Genomic DNA, 17,063 nt, shown 5'->3' on the forward strand with positions numbered 1-17,063 from the left:
TGCGGAGCTGCCGCGACGCCTCCCGCCCTGCCGCACGTCCGGGCCATACTGGTGCCGTGTCGGTGATCAGCAACCTCCGTAGAGCGGTCCGTCTGCCGCAGCAGCGCCGCCGTGGCGTCGACCTCAGCCACCCCGCGCGCTCGCCGCTCGGCACCGCCGTGGTGAACTGCGCCGTCTACGAGAACGGGGTCCGCCAGCCCGGCGACCACCCGGCCGAGGACGCCGTCCGCCGGGTCCGCGACTCGGGCGACGGCTTCGTGTGGATCGGTCTGCACGAGCCGTCGGAGAAGGAGTTCGCCGGCATCGTCGAGCTGTTCGGGCTGCACCCGCTCGCCGTCGAGGACGCGGTGCACGCGCATCAGCGGCCGAAGCTGGAGCGCTACGACGGCTCGCTGTTCACGGTGTTCAAGACGGTCTGTTACGTGGACCACGACCGGCTCACCGAGACCAGCGAGGTGGTGAACACCGGCGAGATCATGGTCTTCACCGGCGCCGACTTCGTCATCACCGTCCGGCACGGCGGCCACGGCTCGCTCGGCCCGCTGCGCGAGCAGCTGGAGGCGGACCCGGACCAGCTGGCCATCGGCCCGTCGGCCGTGCTGCACGCCATCGCGGACCTGGTCGTGGACGACTACCTGGACGTCGCCGCGGCCGTGCAGGACGACATCGACGACGTCGAGAGCGAGGTCTTCGCCGAGAACCCGCGCCGTACCTCCGGCGAGGAACGGCCCGGCGGCGCCAAGGGCTCCGGCACCGACGCGGGCCGGATCTACCAGCTCAAGCGCGAACTGCTGGAGCTGAAGCGGGCGGTGGCGCCGCTGGCCCGCCCCCTGGACGCGCTGGCCACCCGGCCGATGGCGCTGGTGGACCCGGACATCACCACGTACTTCCGTGACGTGTCGGACCACCTGGAGCGGGTGACCGAGCAGATCAACGCCTTCGACGAACTGCTCAACTCCATACTCCAGGCGCACCTCGCGCAGGTCACCGTGGCGCAGAACGAGGACATGCGGCGGATCAGCGCCTGGGTCGCGATCCTCGCCGTACCGACGATGGTGTGCGGCATCTACGGCATGAACTTCGAGTACATGCCGGAGAAGCACTGGAGCTTCGGCTATCCCCTGGTCATGGCCGTCACGCTCACGCTCTGCTACCTCATCCGCCGCGGGTTCAAGCGGAACGGGTGGCTGTAGGGCGTCCTCGGCCCGGGGCCGTTCAGGCCAGGTAGCCGTCCGGGCGGATCAGGACGGTGTCGCCCGGCGCTGCCGCGTAGGCCGTGAAGGCGTGGCCCTCGGCGTCGACGGCGTACCGTCCGCGGCCGGGCTCCTCGCCGGGGCGCAGTACGGCGTAGGCGTGCTCCTCGTCCGGGGCGGGCGCACCGAAGACCAGCCGGGTGAAGTGCGGGCCGCGGAAGAGGTCGAAGAGGCGGATGTGCTTGCCGTCCGCGTCGAGCAGCGGGGCGTCCGGGGCGCGGTCGCCGGTGACGAGGGGGCCGGTGGCGTCCGGCGCCCGGTAGGTGATGGCGAGGCCGAAGCCCTCCTCGCCGCGCCGGTGGGCATCCGCCGCACCCCCGGCGTACTTGTCCAGCAGTTCGGTGCTCACGCCGAGGACGTCGGCCGCGACCGGCCGCCGCTCGGCCTCGTAGCTGTCGAGTGCGGTCTGCGCGGCCAGCTTCCAGCCCAGGTTGTAGGCGTCCTGCACGCCCGTGTTCAGGCCCTGGCCGCCGGTCGGCGGGTGGACGTGGGCGGCGTCGCCGGCCAGGAAGACCCGTCCCGACCGGTAGCGTCCGGCGAGCCGCGCGTTGGGCCGCCACACCGTCGACCAGCCGTGTCCGGTCAGGCGCACACCGGCCGAGAAGCGGTCGAGGGCGGCCTGCATCGTCTCCAGGGAGGCGTCGTCGCCCTCGCCCAGGGGCGAGATGAACTGGAACCGCCCGGTACCGGGCAGCGGGGTCAGCGCGGTGCCGAACGCCGGGCTGTCCGCATCGGCGAACCAGTGCCCGACCGTGGGGTCGAGGTCCGGCGCAGACACGTCGCCGACCAGCACCCGGAAGGTCTCGTCGGTGGTGCCGGGGAAGTCCACGCCGATCGCCTTGCGGACGAGGCTGGCACCGCCGTCGGCGCCGACCAGGTAGTCGAACCGGTCCGCCGCACCGGTGGCGAACCGCGCCGTCACGCCGTCCGCGTCCTGCTCCAGGCCGGTCAGCCCGGTGCCCAGCTCGACGCGTACGCCGAACTCCAGCAGCCGCGCCCGCAGGATCCCCTCGGTCTGCGACTGGCCCAGCACCCACGGGTTCGGGTACGGGACGCCGGGGCCGGGCTCGCGCGGCTCGGCCATCCACTGCTCGCCCGCGTACCGGCCGTCGAGGTGTACGCGGAGCGGCGCCAGGGGTGCCCCGGCGGCCCGTACGGCGTCCAGCACGCCGAGGTCGTCGAAGACCTCCAGGGTGCGCGGCTGGATGCTGTCGCCGCGGGAGCCGTCGAAGTACGCGGTCGACTTGTCGACGACCCGTACCCCGACGCCGCGCCGGGCCAGTTCGATCCCCAGTGTCAGTCCGGTCGGCCCGCCGCCCACCACAAGCACTCGCATGATGAATCTCCATTCACTGAATTCAGATTCATCATGTGGCCTGCTAGCGTGCGCCGTCAAGGGAGCTGGAGGAAACGTGAAGCGCGCGGAGCAGGCGGTCGAGACGAGGGCGGCGCTGATCGAGGCGGCCAAGCGCCAGTTCGCCGCCCGCGGCTACCTGAACACCAAGATCACCGACATCACGGCGGAGGCCGGCCGGGCCGCGGGCTCCTTCTACCGCCACTTCGCGAGCAAGGAAGAGCTGCTCCAGGCGCTGCTGGCCGAGCTGGCCGCGGCGAGCGACACCTACGCCGACGCCGAGGGGCACAAGTCCGACTTCACCGACCCGGACGCGATCCGCTACCACGTGACCGCGTGCTGGCGCGTGTACCGGGACCACGCGCCGACCATGCTCGCGCTGCGCCAGGCGGCGCTCGTCAGCGAGGACTTCGCCCGCACCTTCGACCAATTCCGCCGCGCGCAGCTCGCCGACCTGGCCGATCACCTGGAACACGTACAGAACCTGCCGGCCTCCCCCGGGACCACCCTGACGCTGATGAGCGCGCTGCTGGAAGCGCCCGCGCAGCTGGGGCCCGGGATGCCCGAGGAGGAGGCCGTCGAGGTGACCACCCGGTTCCTCTACCGGGCGCTGAACGGCAAGGACTACGCGCCGGGGGCGTAGGCGCGCCGCGGGCGTAGGGCGCTTCCCACGGATCTCCGCGGCGCGCGGTCCGGCCGGGACGGCGTCAGTGCGACAGGATCCGGTCCGCGTCCGGAGTCCGGTCTTCCCCTTCGGTGGCCGCGGGCCGGTCCGCGTCCCCGCCCTTACGCGGCTTGCCCGGCAGCGCGAACAGCAGCAGGAAGATGACCACCAGACCGGCCGCCACCCACCACAGCGAGGTGACCGTCGCCTCGACGATCGCCGCCCGCGGGTCCCGGCCGGCCGCCCCGTCGAGGACGCCGAAGAAGGCCACCGACGCCAGTCCGAGGCCGAACGCCATGCCCAGCTGGCTGGTGGTGTGGAAGACCCCGGACGCCGAGCCGGAGTGTTCGGCCGGCACCTCGGAGAGGGCCGCGTCGGTGATCGGGGCGACGATCAGCCCCATGCCGCCGCCCATCAGCAGCAGGGCGGGGGCCAGCTGCCAGGACGTCAGCTCCGTGCCGTACCGGTCGGCCTCCACGATGTAGAGCAGCGCGCCGAGCAGCATGATCAGTGCGCCGGCCTGCATCACCTTGCGCCCGAAGCGCGGCACCAGCTGCTCCACGGAGACGCCGCCCGCCGCCGCACAGGCAACCGAGAACGGCACCCCGGTCAGTCCGGCACGCAGCGGGCTCCACCCCAGGCCGAGCTGCATGCACAGGGTCCAGACGAGGAAGAACAGGCCGGAGAGCGCACCGAAGGTGAGCTGGACACCGGCGCCCGCGACGAACGTCCTGAGCTTGAACAGGGAGAGTTCGACGAGCGGCGAGCCGTCCTTGCGGGCCTTGGCCTGCTCGTACCGTACGAAGACGGCGAGGACGAGCGGGCTCGCGGCCATCGAGACGAACCCCCATACCGGCCAGCCCATTTCGCGGCCCTGGGTGAGCGGGTAGAGCACCATCAGGAGCCCGAGCGCGGCCAGCACCATGCCGACGAGGTCCAGGCGCAGCGCCCGGGAAGCGCGGGACTCGGAGATGAAGCGGCGCCCGAGGAGGACACCGGCGACACCGACCGGCAGGTTGATCAGGAAGATCGGCCGCCACTGGAGGCCGAGGATGTCCCACTGCGTCAGCAGCGCGCCGATCAGCGGACCGCAGACCGCGCCCAGCCCGATGACGACGCCGAACAGGCCGAAGACCTTGCCGCGTTCGTGCGCGGGGAAGGTGACGTGGATGATCGCCAGCACCTGCGGGACCATCAGGGCGGCCATCGCGCCCTGGAGGACGCGGGCGGCGATCAGCATCCCCGGGTCGGCGGCGACGCCGCACAGCACGGAGGCGACGGTGAACCCGGCTATGCCGAGCAGGAAGATCCGGCGGCGGCCGTGGATGTCGCCGAGCCGGCCGCCGGTGATCAGGCCGATGGCGAAGGCCAGCGCGTACCCCGCAGTGATCCACTGGATGGCGTTGAACGAGGCGCCGGTGTCCCGCTGGATGCTGGGCACGGCGATGTTGACGATGGTCGCGTCCACCAGGTCCATGAAGGCGGCGGTCAGCACGACGACGAGCGCGAACCAGCGTCTGCGGTCGACCGCGCCGGTCGGACCGGTCGGGCTGGTCTCTCCGGTCGGGCCGGTCGCGCCGGTCTCTCCGGTCGGGCCTGGGACGCCGGTCGGGCCGGTAGCGGTCGTGGGCGGGGTGGGCATGGCGCGGTCTCCTGGTCGGTGTGCGGGGCTCGAAAGGTCTCAAGTGCTCCGGGAGGTCGGTGTGGTTCGACATTAGTGTCCGTGTAGGACGGCTCCAGTCCTATACGTCCGGGCATCATCGGCACCATGAGCGAGACTTCGGCACGCCTGCTGAACCTGCTGTCCCTCCTCCAGACCCCCCGCGAATGGCCCGGCAGCGAGCTGGCCGGCCGCCTGCGGGTCACCACCCGCACCATCCGCCGCGACATCGAGCGGCTGCGCGACCTCGGCTACCCGGTGCACGCCACGATGGGCGCGGAGGGCGGCTACCGGCTCGCGGCGGGCACCGCGATGCCCCCGCTGCTCCTGGACGACGAGGAGGCGGTGGCCATCGCCGTCGGGCTGCGTTCGACGGCCGGGCACACCGTCGACGGCGTCGAGGAGGCGTCCGTACGGGCCCTCGCCAAGCTCGAACAGGTGCTGCCGTCCCGGCTGCGGCGGCGGGTGGGCGCGCTGGGCACCGCCACCGTCCCGATGCCCGCCGGGGACGGGCCGACCGTCGACCCGGCACACCTGACCACCCTGGCCGCGGCCGTCGCCAACCAGGAGCGGGTGCGCTTCACGTACCGGTCGGGCGACGGTGTCGGCTCCAAGCGCCTGGTGGAGCCGCACCGGCTGGTCGCGGCAGGGCGCCGCTGGTACCTGGTGGCGTACGACGAGGAGCGCGCGGACTGGCGGATCTTCCGGGTGGACCGGCTGAGCTCGCCGTACCCCACGGGGGTACGCATGACGCCGCGCGAGCTGCCCGCCGAGGACGCCGCCGCGTTCGTCGCGGAGCGGATGCAGGGCATGGGCCCCGGCTGCTCCGCGGTGGTCACGGTGCAGGCGCCCGCCGTCGAGGTGTGCGACCGGCTCGGGCGCGCGGCGGCCGTGGTGGAGCCCCTCGGCGAACGGTCGTGCCGGGTGCGCACCCGGCCCGATTCCCTGGAGTGGACGGCGTTCCGGCTGGCGATGCTGGGCAGCGAGTTCACGGTGCACGAGCCCCCGGAGCTGGCGGAGTGCCTGCGGCGGCTGGGCGGGCGGGTACTGCGGGCGGCGGACGGGACCGTCGGCCCCACCGGCCCCACTGGCCCTACCGACCCCACCGGCCCTACCCGTCCCACCGGTCCCACCGGCGCCGACGGGACCGCCGCGGGCGCGTCACCGGATACCCAGGAGGGGTAGCATCCATACCCCTAGGGGGTATACAGTCCAGACAGTGGACGCCGGCGGTCCCCACCGCCACCCCCGCCTCCGAAGGAGCAAGTCATGACCACCACCGTCGACGGGCACCGCATCGAGCTGGAGATCGGCGGCATGACGTGCGCCTCCTGCGCCGCCCGGGTCGAGAAGAAGCTCAACCGGATGGACGGCGTCACCGCCACCGTCAACTACGCCACGGAGAAAGCGGAGGTCACCTACGCGGACGACGCCGGCATCGGCGTCGCGGAGCTGATCGCCACCGTCGAGAAGACCGGCTACACGGCCGCCGTACCGGAGCCCCCGGCACCCGCCCCGCCGCCACCGGATCCCGACGCCGCCCCGGCGCCCGCGCCGGGCACCGACCCCCTCGCCGCACTGCGGCAGCGCCTGACCGTCTCCGTGCTCCTGGCCGTGCCGGTCATCCTGATGGCGATGGTCCCGGCACTGCAGTTCACCAACTGGCAGTGGCTGTCGCTGACCCTGGCCGCACCGGTCGTGGCGTACGGCGCCTGGCCCTTCCACCGGGCCGCCTGGACCAACCTGCGGCACGGCACGGCGACCATGGACACCCTGGTCTCCCTGGGCACGCTCGCCGCGCTCGGCTGGTCGTTGTGGGCCCTGTTCTTCGGGCACGCCGGGATGCCCGGCATGACCCACCCGTTCACGCTGACCATCGAACGCGGCGACGGCGGCAGCAACATCTACCTGGAGGCCGCGGCCGGAGTCACCGCCTTCATCCTGGCCGGGCGCTACTTCGAGGCCCGTTCCAAGCGCCGGGCCGGGGCCGCGCTGAAGGCCCTGATGGAGCTGGGCGCCAAGGACGTCGCGGTGCTGCGGGACGGGCGCGAGGTGCGCGTCCCGGTGGGTGAGCTGGCGGTCGGCGACCGGTTCGTGGTCCGGCCCGGCGAGAAGATCGCCACCGACGGCACGGTCGTGGACGGGTCGTCCGCCGTGGACGCCTCGATGCTCACCGGCGAGTCCGTACCCGTCGAGGTCTCCCCCGGCGACCCGGTCACCGGCGCCACCGTCAACGCGGGCGGCCGGATCGTCGTCGAGGCGTCCCGGATCGGCGCGGACACCCGGCTGGCCCGGATGGCGCGGCTGGTCGAGGACGCGCAGAACGGCAAGGCCGCCGCCCAGCGCCTGGCCGACCGGATCTCCGCCGTCTTCGTCCCGGTCGTCATCGCACTGGCCCTCGCCACCCTCGGCTGCTGGCTCGTCACGGGCGGGGGCGCGGTCGCCGCGTTCACCGCCGCGGTCGCCGTTCTGATCATCGCCTGCCCGTGCGCCCTGGGCCTGGCCACGCCGACCGCGCTCATGGTCGGCACCGGCCGCGGCGCGCAGCTCGGCATCCTGATCAAGGGGCCCGAGGTCCTGGAGACCACCCGCCGCGTCGACACCGTCGTCCTGGACAAGACCGGCACCGTCACCACCGGCGCGATGACCCTCACCGCCGTCCACCTCGCCGACGGCGTCTCCGAGACCGAGGCGCTGCGCCTGGCCGGGGCGCTGGAGCACTCCTCCGAGCACCCCATCGCCCGCGCCGTCGCCACCGCGGCAGCCGAGCGCACGGGCGGGCTGCCCGCCCCGGAGGACTTCGCGAACGTCCCCGGCCGCGGTGTCCAGGGCGTCGTCGAGGGCCACGCCGTCCTCGTCGGCCGTACCTCGCTCCTCGCCGAGTGGGCCATCGAGCTGCCCGCCGCCCTCGCGGACGCCAAGGCCGCCGCCGAGGAGGCCGGGCACACCGCGGTCGCCGTCGCCTGGGACGGCGCGGCGCGCGCCGTGCTCGTCGTCGCCGACGCGGTCAAGCCCACCAGTGCCGAGGCGGTCCGGCGGCTGCGCGCCCTCGGCCTCACCCCGGTCCTGCTCACCGGCGACAACGCGGCCGTCGCCCGCTCGGTCGCCGCCGAGGTCGGCATCGACGCGGACCACGTCATCGCCGACGTGCTGCCCGAGGACAAGGTCTCGGTCGTCAAGGACCTCCAGGCGCGGGGGAAGTCGGTGGCCATGGTCGGCGACGGCGTCAACGACGCGGCCGCGCTCGCCCAGGCCGACCTGGGCCTGGCGATGGGCACCGGCACGGACGCCGCCATCGAGGCCGGTGACCTGACGCTGGTACGGGGCGACCTGCGCGCCGCGGCGGACGCCATCCGCCTCGCCCGCCGCACCCTCGGCACCATCAAGGCCAACCTCTTCTGGGCCTTCGGCTACAACGTCGCCGCGCTCCCGCTGGCCGCCGCCGGGCTGCTCAACCCGATGATCGCCGGGGCCGCGATGGCCTTCTCCTCGGTCTTCGTGGTGGCCAACAGCCTCCGGCTGCGCCGCTTCAAGCCGCTCACCTGAGCGGCGCAGGCCCGCCCGGGAAGCCCGCCTCGGGAAGCCCGCCCGCCGGCCCGGTTCCGACAGCGACCCGCTGTACGGGCCGGGCCGTGGCGTGTGCGGCGCCTCACCGGCCGTGGCGTGTGGGGCACCTCACCGGCCGTGGCGTGTGCGGCACCTCATGCCCCTCACCGGCCGCGGCGCCCGGAGGCCGGGGGCCACCGCACGCGCCCGCCCCCGGCCGTACGTGGGGTTCCCTCCAGAACTCGCTCCGGAAGATTGGCGTATCGCGCAATGCTCCCGGGAGCCGCACCCCTAACACTGAACAGGTACCGTCCGCACACGCACAGGGGTTCCCATGTCGGGTTCACGTGTCCTGGCTCTCGGCCACTACCAGCCTTCCGAGGTGCTCACCAACGACGACCTCGCGAAGATCGTCGACACCGACGACGCCTGGATCAGCAGCCGCGTCGGCATCCGCACCCGGCACGTCGCGGCCCCCGACGAGACGGTGGACGCGATGGCCGCGGCCGCGGCGGCCAAGGCGCTGGCGGCGAGCGGCCTGACGGCGCAGGACATCGACCTCATACTGGTGGCCACCTGCACGGCCGTCGACCGCAGCCCCAACACCGCGGCCCGGGTCGCCGCCCGGCTCGGCCTGCCGGCCCCCGCCGCCATGGACCTCAACGTCGTCTGCGCGGGCTTCACCCACGCCCTGGCCACCGCCGACCACGCCATCCGGGCCGGGTCGGCCGTCAACGCGCTGGTCGTCGGCGCCGAGAAGTTCACCGACGTGGTGGACTGGACGGACCGCTCGACCTGCGTGCTCGTCGGGGACGGCGCGGGCGCCGCGGTCGTCACGGCGTCGGCCGAGGCGGAGATCGGCCCGGTGCTGTGGGGTTCGGTCCCGGAGATGGGCGGCGCCGTCCGCATCGAGGGCAACCCGGCCCGCTTCTCCCAGGAGGGCCAGGCCGTCTACCGCTGGGCCACCACCCGGCTGCCCGCCATCGCCCGCCAGGTGTGCGAGCGGTCCGGGATCCGGCCGGCGGACCTGGCCGGGGTCGTGCTGCACCAGGCCAACCTGCGGCTGATCGAGCCGCTGGCGGAGCGCATCGGCGCGGTCAACGCCGTGATCGCGCGCGATGTCGTCGAGTCCGGCAACACCTCGGCCGCTTCCGTGCCGCTGGCCCTGTCCAAGATGGTGGAGCGGCGGGAGATCCCGTCCGGCGCCCCGGTGCTGCTCTTCGGCTTCGGCGGCAATCTGTCGTACGCGGGGCAGGTCATCCGCTGCCCGTGAGACGGAGAGCGGTACGGGCCTGCCCGCCCTCCTCGTAAGCGGTACGGGTCTGCCCCGGCTCCCCGTAAGCGGTACGGGCCTGCCCCGCCTCCCCGTAACGGTGTCCGATTCGTTCAAGCCCCGGCCGCCCGGTGCTTCCTACGCTCCTCACATGAGCAACGCATCGCACCACCCCGCCTCCACCCCCGCGACTCCCCGCCTGGCGGCGATCGGCATGGTCGTCGCCGACATGGCGGCCTCGCTCGCCTTCTACCGCCGTCTGGGCCTGACGGTCCCGGCGGAGGCCGACTCCGCCCCGCACGCCGAGGCGACGCTGCCCGGCGGCCTGCGCCTGATGTGGGACACGTACGCCGTCGCGCGCTCCATCGATCCCGAGTGGACGCCGCCGGCCGACGGCGCTCCGACGGGCCTGGCGTTCGAGTGCGCGGACCCGGCCGAGGTCGACAAGGTCTACGCAGCGCTGACGGGCTCCGGGTATCCGGGCGGGAAGGAGCCGTGGGACGCGCCCTGGGGGCAGCGGTACGCGGTGGTCCAGGACCCGGACGGGCACGGGGTCGACCTGTTCGCGGCGCTGCCGTAGACGCACGGGCCGGTACGTCCGTCCCGTACGGCCATTCCGTACCGCCGTCCCGTACCGCCGTCCCGCTCTAGAACACCGACCAGCCGGTCAGCGTCGTGAAGTGGTCCAGCGCCGCCGCCCCCGCGACCGAGTTGCCGCGGCTGTCCAGGCCGGGGCTCCACACGCACAGCGTGCAGCGTCCCGGCACCACGGCGACGATCCCGCCGCCGACGCCGCTCTTGGCGGGCAGGCCCACCCGGTACGCGAACTCCCCGGCCGCGTCGTACGTGCCGCAGGTCAGCATCACCGCGTTGATCCGCTTGGCCTCGCGGGCCTCCAGCAGGCGGCTGCCGTCCGCGCGCAGTCCGTGCCGGGCCAGGAATCCGCCGGCCGCCGCCAGGTCGCGGCAGCTCATCTCGATCGAGCACTGCCAGAAGTAGTGCTCGATGACGCTGGGGACGGGGTTCTCCAGGTTGCCGAAGCTGGCCATGAAGTGGGCGAGCGCGGCGTTGCGGTCGCCGTGGTCGGCCTCGGAGTCCGCCACGGCCTGGTCGAAGGCGAGGTCCGGGTTGCCGCTCTCCTCGCGCAGGAAGTGCAGCATCGTGGTGCTGGCGTCGCCGGTCAGCGTCTGGAGGCGGTCGGTGATCACGAGCGCGCCCGCGTTGATGAAGGGGTTGCGCGGTACGCCGTTCTCCCACTCCAGTTGCACCAGCGAATTGAACGGGGTCCCGGACGGCTCACGGCCGACCCGCTTCCAGATGTCCTCGTTGTCGCTGGCCATGACGAGCGCCAGCGAGAAGGTCTTCGATATGGACTGCACGGAGAACGGGACCTCCCAGTCCCCCACCCCGTACACCTCGCCGTTGATGTCGGCCACCGCCATCCCGAAGCGGTCACCCGGCACGTTCTCCAGCGCCGGTATGTAATCGGCAACCTGCCCATGTCCGACATACGGCCTCGCATAGGCCGCTACCTCCTCAAGAACGGCCTGGTAGTCCATGACGGACAAGCTACCCCGGCGCCACGATCACCCCCAGCGGGGCCCCCGCCAGCGCCTTCACCTCGCGCGCCAGGTGCGCCTGGTCCGCGTATCCGGCCCGTGCCGCCACGTCCGCGTACGGCATCCCGCCGCGGGCCAGCTCCAGCGCGCGGACGAGCCGCAGCACCCTGGCCAGCGTCTTGGGCCCGTACCCGAAGGCATCCAGGCACCGGCGGTGCAGCTGCCGCTCGCCGACGCCCACGGTGCGGGCGACCTCCGCCACGGACCGGCCGCCGCCCAGGGCCCCGGCGATCACCTTCCGCGCCGGGTCGGCCGGGCCCGCCGCCTCCCGGAGGCGACGTACGGCGATCTCCTCCAGCACCCGTCCGGGTGAACCGGTCCCGGCCACCATCGCGCTCAGCCGGTCCACCAGGCCGCGGGGCCACAGCTCCTCCAGGGGCACCCGCAGGTCGCGCAGCACGTGTGCCGGTACGCCGAAAACGGCAGGCCCCTGACCAGGGGCGAAGCGCAGCCCGACGACGGTGGCGCCCGGCCGCGCCACGGGGGTGTACGCGGTGGTGTCCGGCCCGGCCACGGTCAGCCGGCCGCCCCACCACAGCAGGTCCGTGCAGCCGTCGGGCAGCACCCGCTGCGGCGCCCGCACCGCGCCGCCGGGCTCCCGCTTCGCCCAGACGACCGCGCCGGCCAGCCGCGAGGCCCGTTCGCGGTACCCGTCCGGGCGGCCGTCCGTGCCCAGGCCCTCCCCCGCGCCGGTGTCGCCGCCCGCGCCCGTCGCCCCGTCCACGGCACTGTCCACATCCCCAGACTGGCACGGGAACGCGGGTAACGTCCGGACCGTTGATCCGGTACGGCACCGCCACCGCAGCGGGGCCGTCCGCCCCTCCCCCCAACCTCACCGGAGGCAGCAATGGCAGGCTTTCTCGACCGCGCCAAGGAGCAGGCCCAGAGCGCGCTGAACCAGGGCAAGCAGAAGGTCGACGAGGTCCAGCAGCAGCGGGCGGGCAACGACCTGCTGAAGAAGCTGGGCGCGGCCTACTACGCGGAGCGCCGTGGCAACGGTTCGGAACAGGCCACCCAGGAGGCACTGAGCGCGCTGGAGGCCCACATCGCCACCCACGGGGACGGTTTTCTGCGCGGCTGAAAGCGGTGGAAAGCGGCTGAAACCGCTCGCTCATCCGCTCGTACACGCGACGAACGGCTGGTCTGAGACCTGACGTTCCAGTACAAGCGTTTTATGAGGCGGTGCGCGGTCAGCGGCCGCCGCGCACCGAACGGAGTCGGCCATGGCCCCACCCATGTCCGCGAACACCTTCCTCAAAGCGCTCAGAGACGAAGGCCTGGAGGTCGTCGAGGTCCGCGAGTGGCGCACGCACAACCGCGCCGGTCACGGTGACTGGGGCCCGGTGCACGGCGTGGTGATCCACCACACCGTGACGTCCGGGACCGAGAGCACGGTACGCCTGTGTTACGACGGCACCCCGGCGCTGCCGGGTCCGCTGTGCCACGGCGTGATCACCAAGGACGGCCGGGTCCACCTGGTCGGCTGCGGGCGCTCCAACCACGCGGGCAGCGGCGACCGGGACGTCCTGAAAGCCGTGGTCGCCGAGAAGAAGCAGCTGCCCCCCACCAACCAGTACAACGCCGACGGCAACGTCCACTTCTACGGCTTCGAGTGCGAGAACCTGGGCGACGGCAAGGACCCCTGGCCCGAGGCCCAGCTGGAGGCCATCGAGAAGGCCGCGGCGGCGCTGTGCCGGGTCCATGGCTGGAACGAGTACTCGGTCGTCGGCCACCTGGAATGGCGCGCGGACAAAATAGACCCCAAGGGCTTCACGATGAAGGACATGCGCGCGCGCATCGGTGCCCGGCTGAAGTAGGCGCCGGTGTCCAGGAGCCGCCGTCACGCGACAATGGCCGTGTGACCTCCCCCGCCCCCGGCCTCGCCGCACTGCGGCCGCGCCTGCCGTCCCCCCTCCAGCACATCGAGGACGGACGGTTCGCGCGCCGCGGTGTGCGGCTGCTGCTCAAACGGGACGACCTGATCCATCCCGAGCTGCCCGGCAACAAGTGGCGCAAGCTGGAGCCCAACCTGCGGGCGGCGGCCGAGGCCGGGGCCCACACACTGCTCACGTTCGGGGGCGCGTACTCCAACCACCTGCGGGCCACCGCGGCGGCCGGCCGCCTCCTGGGGTTCGCGACGGTGGGCGTCATACGCGGCGCCGAACTGGCGGACAAGCCCCTGAACCCGTCCCTGGCGCGCTGCGCCGCCGACGGCATGCGGCTGCACTTCGTCGACCGCGCCACCTACCGCCGCAAGGCCGAACCGGAGGTCGCCGCCGCGCTCCGGGAACGTTTCGGCCCGCACTACGCCGTCCCGGAGGGCGGCAGCAACTCCCTCGCCGTCCAGGGCTGCACGGCCCTCGGCCGGGAACTGCGCGGCGCGTCGGACGTGGTCGCCGTCGCCTGCGGCACCGGCGGCACCCTGGCCGGCCTCGCCGCCGGGCTGGCACCGGACCAGCGGGCCCTCGGCTTCCCGGTCCTCAAGGGCGGCACCCCGCACTTCCTCGCCGCGGAGACCGAGCGCCTCCAGTACGCGGCCTTCGGCGGCCGGCGCGGCACGTGGGACCTGGATGCCCGCTTCCACTGCGGCGGATACGCCCGCCGCACCCCCGAGTTGGAAGCCTTCGCCGCCGACTTCGAGGAGCGGCACGGCATACCCCTGGAGCGCCTCTACGTGGCCAAGCTCCTCCTGGGCCTGACCACGTCGGCCGAGGAGGGCGCCTTCCCCTCCGGCACCACCCTCACCGCGGTCGTCACGGGGGCACCGTCGGAGGTCTCGTGAGGCGGCCTTGAACCCCCGGCGGCCTGAACCCCCGGCGGCCTGAACCCCCGGCGGCCTGAACCCTCGGCGGTCTTGAGCCCTGGGCGCCCCAAGCCCGCCGCCTAATCGGCCCCCTCCCGGTACGCCGCGGCCTCCTCCAGGTCCAGCCGCTTCAGCAGCACCTGCATCATCTCGTCGTCGATCCGCCGCTCGTCCCGCAGCCGCACGAACACCTTCCGCTCCGCGTCGATCATCTCCCGCGCCAGCCGCCGGTACGTGTCGTCCGCCGACTCGCCCGTCACCTCGTCGACCGTGCCCAGCCGCTCCCACACCGCGTTGCGCCGCCGTTCCATGACCGTGCGCAGCCGGTCGGCCAGCGGTCCCGGCAGCGCGTTGCGCTCGTCCTCCAGCAGTTCGGACAGGCGCTGCTCCGCGGCCCGCGACGCCTCGTTCTGCGCCTGCGCCTCGGCGAGCGTCTCGCCCCGTACGTCCCGCGCGGGCAGCCGCAGCGCGCGGATCAGCGGCGGCAGCGTCAGCCCCTGGACGGCGAGCGTGCCGATGACGGTCGTGAAGGTCAGGAAGAGCACCAGGTTGCGGGCCGGGAAGCCGTCGCCGGAGTCCTGGACGGTCACCGGGATCGAGAAGGCGATGGCCAGCGACACCACACCGCGCATCCCGGCCCACCCGACGATCACCGGTGCCTTCCAGTTCGTACCGGGTTCGCGGGTGCGGATACGTTCCGACAGCACCCGCGGCAGGAACGTCGCGGGGAAGACCCACACGAAGCGCGTGAGCACCACCACCACGAAGACCACGACGGCGTACCAGGCGGCCTGCGCGCCGCTGAACTCCCCGAGCCCGCGCAGGACGACCGGCAGCTGCAGGCCGATCAGCGCGAACACCGACGACTCCAGCACGAAGGAGACCATCTTCCACACGGCCTCCTCCTGGAGCCGCGTCTCGAAGTCGACCTGCCAGGAGCGGTGCCCCAGATAGAGCGCGACCACGACGACCGCCAGCACACCGGACGCCCCGAACTCCTCGGCGACCTGGTAGGCCACGAACGGGATGAGCAGCGACAGGGTGTTCTCCAGCAGCGGCGCGTCCCGCAGCCGGCAGCGCAGCCAGTGCAGCGGGATCATCAGCACCAGCCCGACCCCGATGCCGCCGAGCGCCGCGACCGCGAACTCGCGGATGCCGTCGGTCCAGGTCGCGCCCACCCCCGCCGCCGCGGCCACCGCCACCTTGTACGCGGTGATCGCGGTGGCGTCGTTGACCAGTGACTCGCCCTGGAGGATCGTCGTGATCCGGTTCGGCAGCCGCAGCCTGCGGGCGATGGCGGTGGCCGCCACGGCGTCCGGCGGCGCGACCACCGCGCCGAGGACGAGCGCCGCCGCCAGCGGCAGGTCCGGTACGACGAGGTACGCGACGTACCCGACGGCGACCGTCGCGAACAGCACGTACCCGACCGACAGCAGTGCCACCGGCCGCAGGTTGGCCCGCAGGTCGAGGTAGGAGCTCTCCAGCGCCGCGGTGTGCAGCAGCGGGGGCAGCAGCAGCGGCAGCACGATGTGCGGGTCGAGCGTGTAGTCCGGTACGCCGGGGATGTACGCCGCCGCCAGCCCCGTGGCGACGAGCAGCAGCGGCCCCGGCACGGGCGTGCGCCGGGCCGCCCCGGCGACCGCCGCGCTCCCCGCGACCAGCAGCAGTAGTGGCATCACGTCCATCGGCCTCGCCCGTCCTGTCCCGTTTCACCGTGGCCGGCCCGTGCCGCGCCCGCTCCCGCGATCTAACCTGGCAATCATGAGCGAGTGCCCGCATGTTCCCGAACTGCCGCGCCCCGAGCCCGCCGCGCTGAGCGACACCTGCCCCGAGTGCCGGGCCGTCGGCAGCCACCCCGTGCAGCTGCGGCTGTGCCTGGTGTGCGGGCACGTCGGCTGCTGCGACTCCTCGCCGTACCGGCACGCGACGAGCCACTACGCGACGACCGGCCACGCGGTCATGCGGTCGTACGAAGCGGGCGAGAGCTGGCGGTGGTGCTTCGTCGACGAGACGATCGTCTGAGCGGCGACCGCCCGCCCGGCCCTCCCGGGTGCGACCGCCGCTCCCGGCGGCCACCGCCCGCCCGGGTGCGGCGGTCCCGCCCGTCTCGGCGCCTTCCGTCCCCTTTTTGCAGCTCCGGGGCCCGGTCCGGCGGGTTTCCCGGACCCCGGGGCCGGATGTCAGTGCGGCCCGCTAGCCTTCAGGCATGATCCGCACCGCGACGGTCGACGACGTACCCGTCATCCACACGATGATCCGTGAGCTGGCCGCGTACGAGCGCGCCCCGGAATCCGCGAAGGCCACCGAGGCGCAGCTGCGCGAGGCCCTCTTCGGTGCGCATCCGGCGGCGTTCGCGCTCATGGCACAGGACGCGGAAGGACCCGTCGGCTTCGCCCTGTGGTTCCGCAACTTCTCGACGTGGACGGGCACGCACGGTGTCTATCTGGAGGATCTCTACGTCCGCCCCGAGGCCCGCGGCGGCGGCCACGGCAAGGCGCTCCTCACGGCCCTCGCGGAGATATGCACGGAGCGCGGCTACGAGCGTTTCGAGTGGTCAGTCCTGGATTGGAATGAACCGTCCATCGGTTTTTACCGGTCGATCGGCGCCGAACCCATGGACGGATGGACCGTCTTCCGGCTCACTGGAGATGCACTGCACAACCTCGCGGGCGTCTCGAACGTCAACGCAGCGTAATCAGTTCCGATTTGGCAGTGCAGACCCCTAGCCACTGTCCGTACCCGTAGGCTTACAATGAGTGACAGTCGTGGGACTGCGGGACACTGCGAGACCGACCGTCGTGCCGGAAGCCGGCCCTGCCTCTTCCGGGCGACACCGCCCCGCAGATCGCGATAGCGTCGCAGGCGAACCATGTGCCGCGCCGGATCGTTGC

16 protein-coding genes are annotated in these 17,063 nt (G+C 73.0%); 11 read left to right on the forward strand and 5 right to left on the reverse strand.

The genetic code is table 11. The features are described from left to right. The first annotated feature begins 62 nt into the window (after window positions 1-62). Window positions 63-1,193: a magnesium and cobalt transport protein CorA gene (locus A6A06_RS02420; RefSeq protein ID WP_073759703.1), complete on the forward strand. Its 1,131-nt coding sequence runs from the start codon at window positions 63-65 to the stop codon at window positions 1,191-1,193. A 22-nt stretch (window positions 1,194-1,215) separates the two neighbouring features. Here the strand turns inward: A6A06_RS02420 and A6A06_RS02425 are convergent, their stop codons facing one another. Continuing rightward, window positions 1,216-2,589, reverse strand: coding sequence for an FAD-dependent monooxygenase (locus tag A6A06_RS02425; RefSeq protein WP_073758274.1), 1,374 nt, complete (start codon window positions 2,587-2,589; stop codon window positions 1,216-1,218). Between the two features lie 76 nt (window positions 2,590-2,665). On the opposite strand from A6A06_RS02425, the gene A6A06_RS02430 reads away from it, so the two are divergent. Next, window positions 2,666-3,250, forward strand: coding sequence for a TetR/AcrR family transcriptional regulator (locus tag A6A06_RS02430; RefSeq protein ID WP_073758276.1), 585 nt, complete (start codon window positions 2,666-2,668; stop codon window positions 3,248-3,250). A 64-nt stretch (window positions 3,251-3,314) separates the two neighbouring features. Here the strand turns inward: A6A06_RS02430 and A6A06_RS02435 are convergent, their stop codons facing one another. Further along, window positions 3,315-4,913: an MFS transporter gene (locus tag A6A06_RS02435; RefSeq protein ID WP_073758278.1), complete on the reverse strand. Its 1,599-nt coding sequence runs from the start codon at window positions 4,911-4,913 to the stop codon at window positions 3,315-3,317. Between the two features lie 126 nt (window positions 4,914-5,039). On the opposite strand from A6A06_RS02435, the gene A6A06_RS02440 reads away from it, so the two are divergent. From A6A06_RS02440 to A6A06_RS02455, 4 genes are all read left to right on the forward strand, one after another. Then, window positions 5,040-6,116, forward strand: coding sequence for a helix-turn-helix transcriptional regulator (locus tag A6A06_RS02440; RefSeq protein WP_079193747.1), 1,077 nt, complete (start codon window positions 5,040-5,042; stop codon window positions 6,114-6,116). 84 nt (window positions 6,117-6,200) lie between these two features. Continuing rightward, complete coding sequence (locus A6A06_RS02445; RefSeq protein WP_073758280.1) at window positions 6,201-8,477, forward strand: heavy metal translocating P-type ATPase; 2,277 nt, start codon at window positions 6,201-6,203, stop codon at window positions 8,475-8,477. A gap of 334 nt (window positions 8,478-8,811) precedes the next feature. Continuing rightward, complete coding sequence (locus A6A06_RS02450; protein ID WP_073758282.1) at window positions 8,812-9,750, forward strand: beta-ketoacyl-ACP synthase III; 939 nt, start codon at window positions 8,812-8,814, stop codon at window positions 9,748-9,750. A 151-nt stretch (window positions 9,751-9,901) separates the two neighbouring features. Beyond that, complete coding sequence (locus tag A6A06_RS02455; protein ID WP_073758284.1) at window positions 9,902-10,330, forward strand: VOC family protein; 429 nt, start codon at window positions 9,902-9,904, stop codon at window positions 10,328-10,330. A gap of 67 nt (window positions 10,331-10,397) precedes the next feature. On the opposite strand, the gene A6A06_RS02460 is transcribed toward A6A06_RS02455, so the two are convergent. Together A6A06_RS02460 and A6A06_RS02465 are read right to left on the reverse strand one after the other, a co-directional pair. Beyond that, a complete protein-coding gene (locus A6A06_RS02460) occupies window positions 10,398-11,309 on the reverse strand; it encodes a glutaminase (RefSeq protein WP_073759705.1) in 912 nt (303 codons plus the stop codon). A gap of 10 nt (window positions 11,310-11,319) precedes the next feature. After that, window positions 11,320-12,045, reverse strand: coding sequence for a helix-turn-helix domain-containing protein (locus tag A6A06_RS02465; protein ID WP_073759707.1), 726 nt, complete (start codon window positions 12,043-12,045; stop codon window positions 11,320-11,322). 171 nt (window positions 12,046-12,216) lie between these two features. On the opposite strand from A6A06_RS02465, the gene A6A06_RS02470 reads away from it, so the two are divergent. From A6A06_RS02470 to A6A06_RS02480, 3 genes are all read left to right on the forward strand, one after another. Further along, complete coding sequence (locus A6A06_RS02470; RefSeq protein WP_073758286.1) at window positions 12,217-12,450, forward strand: hypothetical protein; 234 nt, start codon at window positions 12,217-12,219, stop codon at window positions 12,448-12,450. A gap of 142 nt (window positions 12,451-12,592) precedes the next feature. Then, on the forward strand, window positions 12,593-13,186 hold the full coding sequence (locus tag A6A06_RS02475) for a peptidoglycan recognition protein family protein (RefSeq protein ID WP_073758288.1): 594 nt from the start codon (window positions 12,593-12,595) through the stop codon (window positions 13,184-13,186). 41 nt (window positions 13,187-13,227) lie between these two features. Continuing rightward, a complete protein-coding gene (locus A6A06_RS02480) occupies window positions 13,228-14,151 on the forward strand; it encodes a 1-aminocyclopropane-1-carboxylate deaminase/D-cysteine desulfhydrase (RefSeq protein WP_073758290.1) in 924 nt (307 codons plus the stop codon). A gap of 101 nt (window positions 14,152-14,252) precedes the next feature. On the opposite strand, the gene A6A06_RS02485 is transcribed toward A6A06_RS02480, so the two are convergent. Beyond that, window positions 14,253-15,857 carry a Na+/H+ antiporter gene (locus A6A06_RS02485; protein WP_073758292.1) on the reverse strand — a complete coding sequence of 535 codons (1,605 nt, stop codon included), beginning with the start codon at window positions 15,855-15,857 and terminating at the stop codon, window positions 14,253-14,255. Between the two features lie 76 nt (window positions 15,858-15,933). Here A6A06_RS02485 and A6A06_RS02490 point away from each other — a divergent pair, with 76 nt between their 5' ends. Continuing rightward, window positions 15,934-16,194, forward strand: a complete 261-nt coding sequence (locus A6A06_RS02490) for a UBP-type zinc finger domain-containing protein (protein WP_073758295.1) — start codon at window positions 15,934-15,936, stop codon at window positions 16,192-16,194. Between the two features lie 184 nt (window positions 16,195-16,378). Further along, on the forward strand, window positions 16,379-16,867 hold the full coding sequence (locus A6A06_RS02495; RefSeq protein WP_073758297.1) for a GNAT family N-acetyltransferase: 489 nt from the start codon (window positions 16,379-16,381) through the stop codon (window positions 16,865-16,867). Window positions 16,868-17,063 lie beyond the last annotated feature (196 nt).

The organism is Streptomyces sp. CB02923, assembly GCF_001905005.1.
GTDB lineage: Bacteria > Actinomycetota > Actinomycetes > Streptomycetales > Streptomycetaceae > Streptomyces.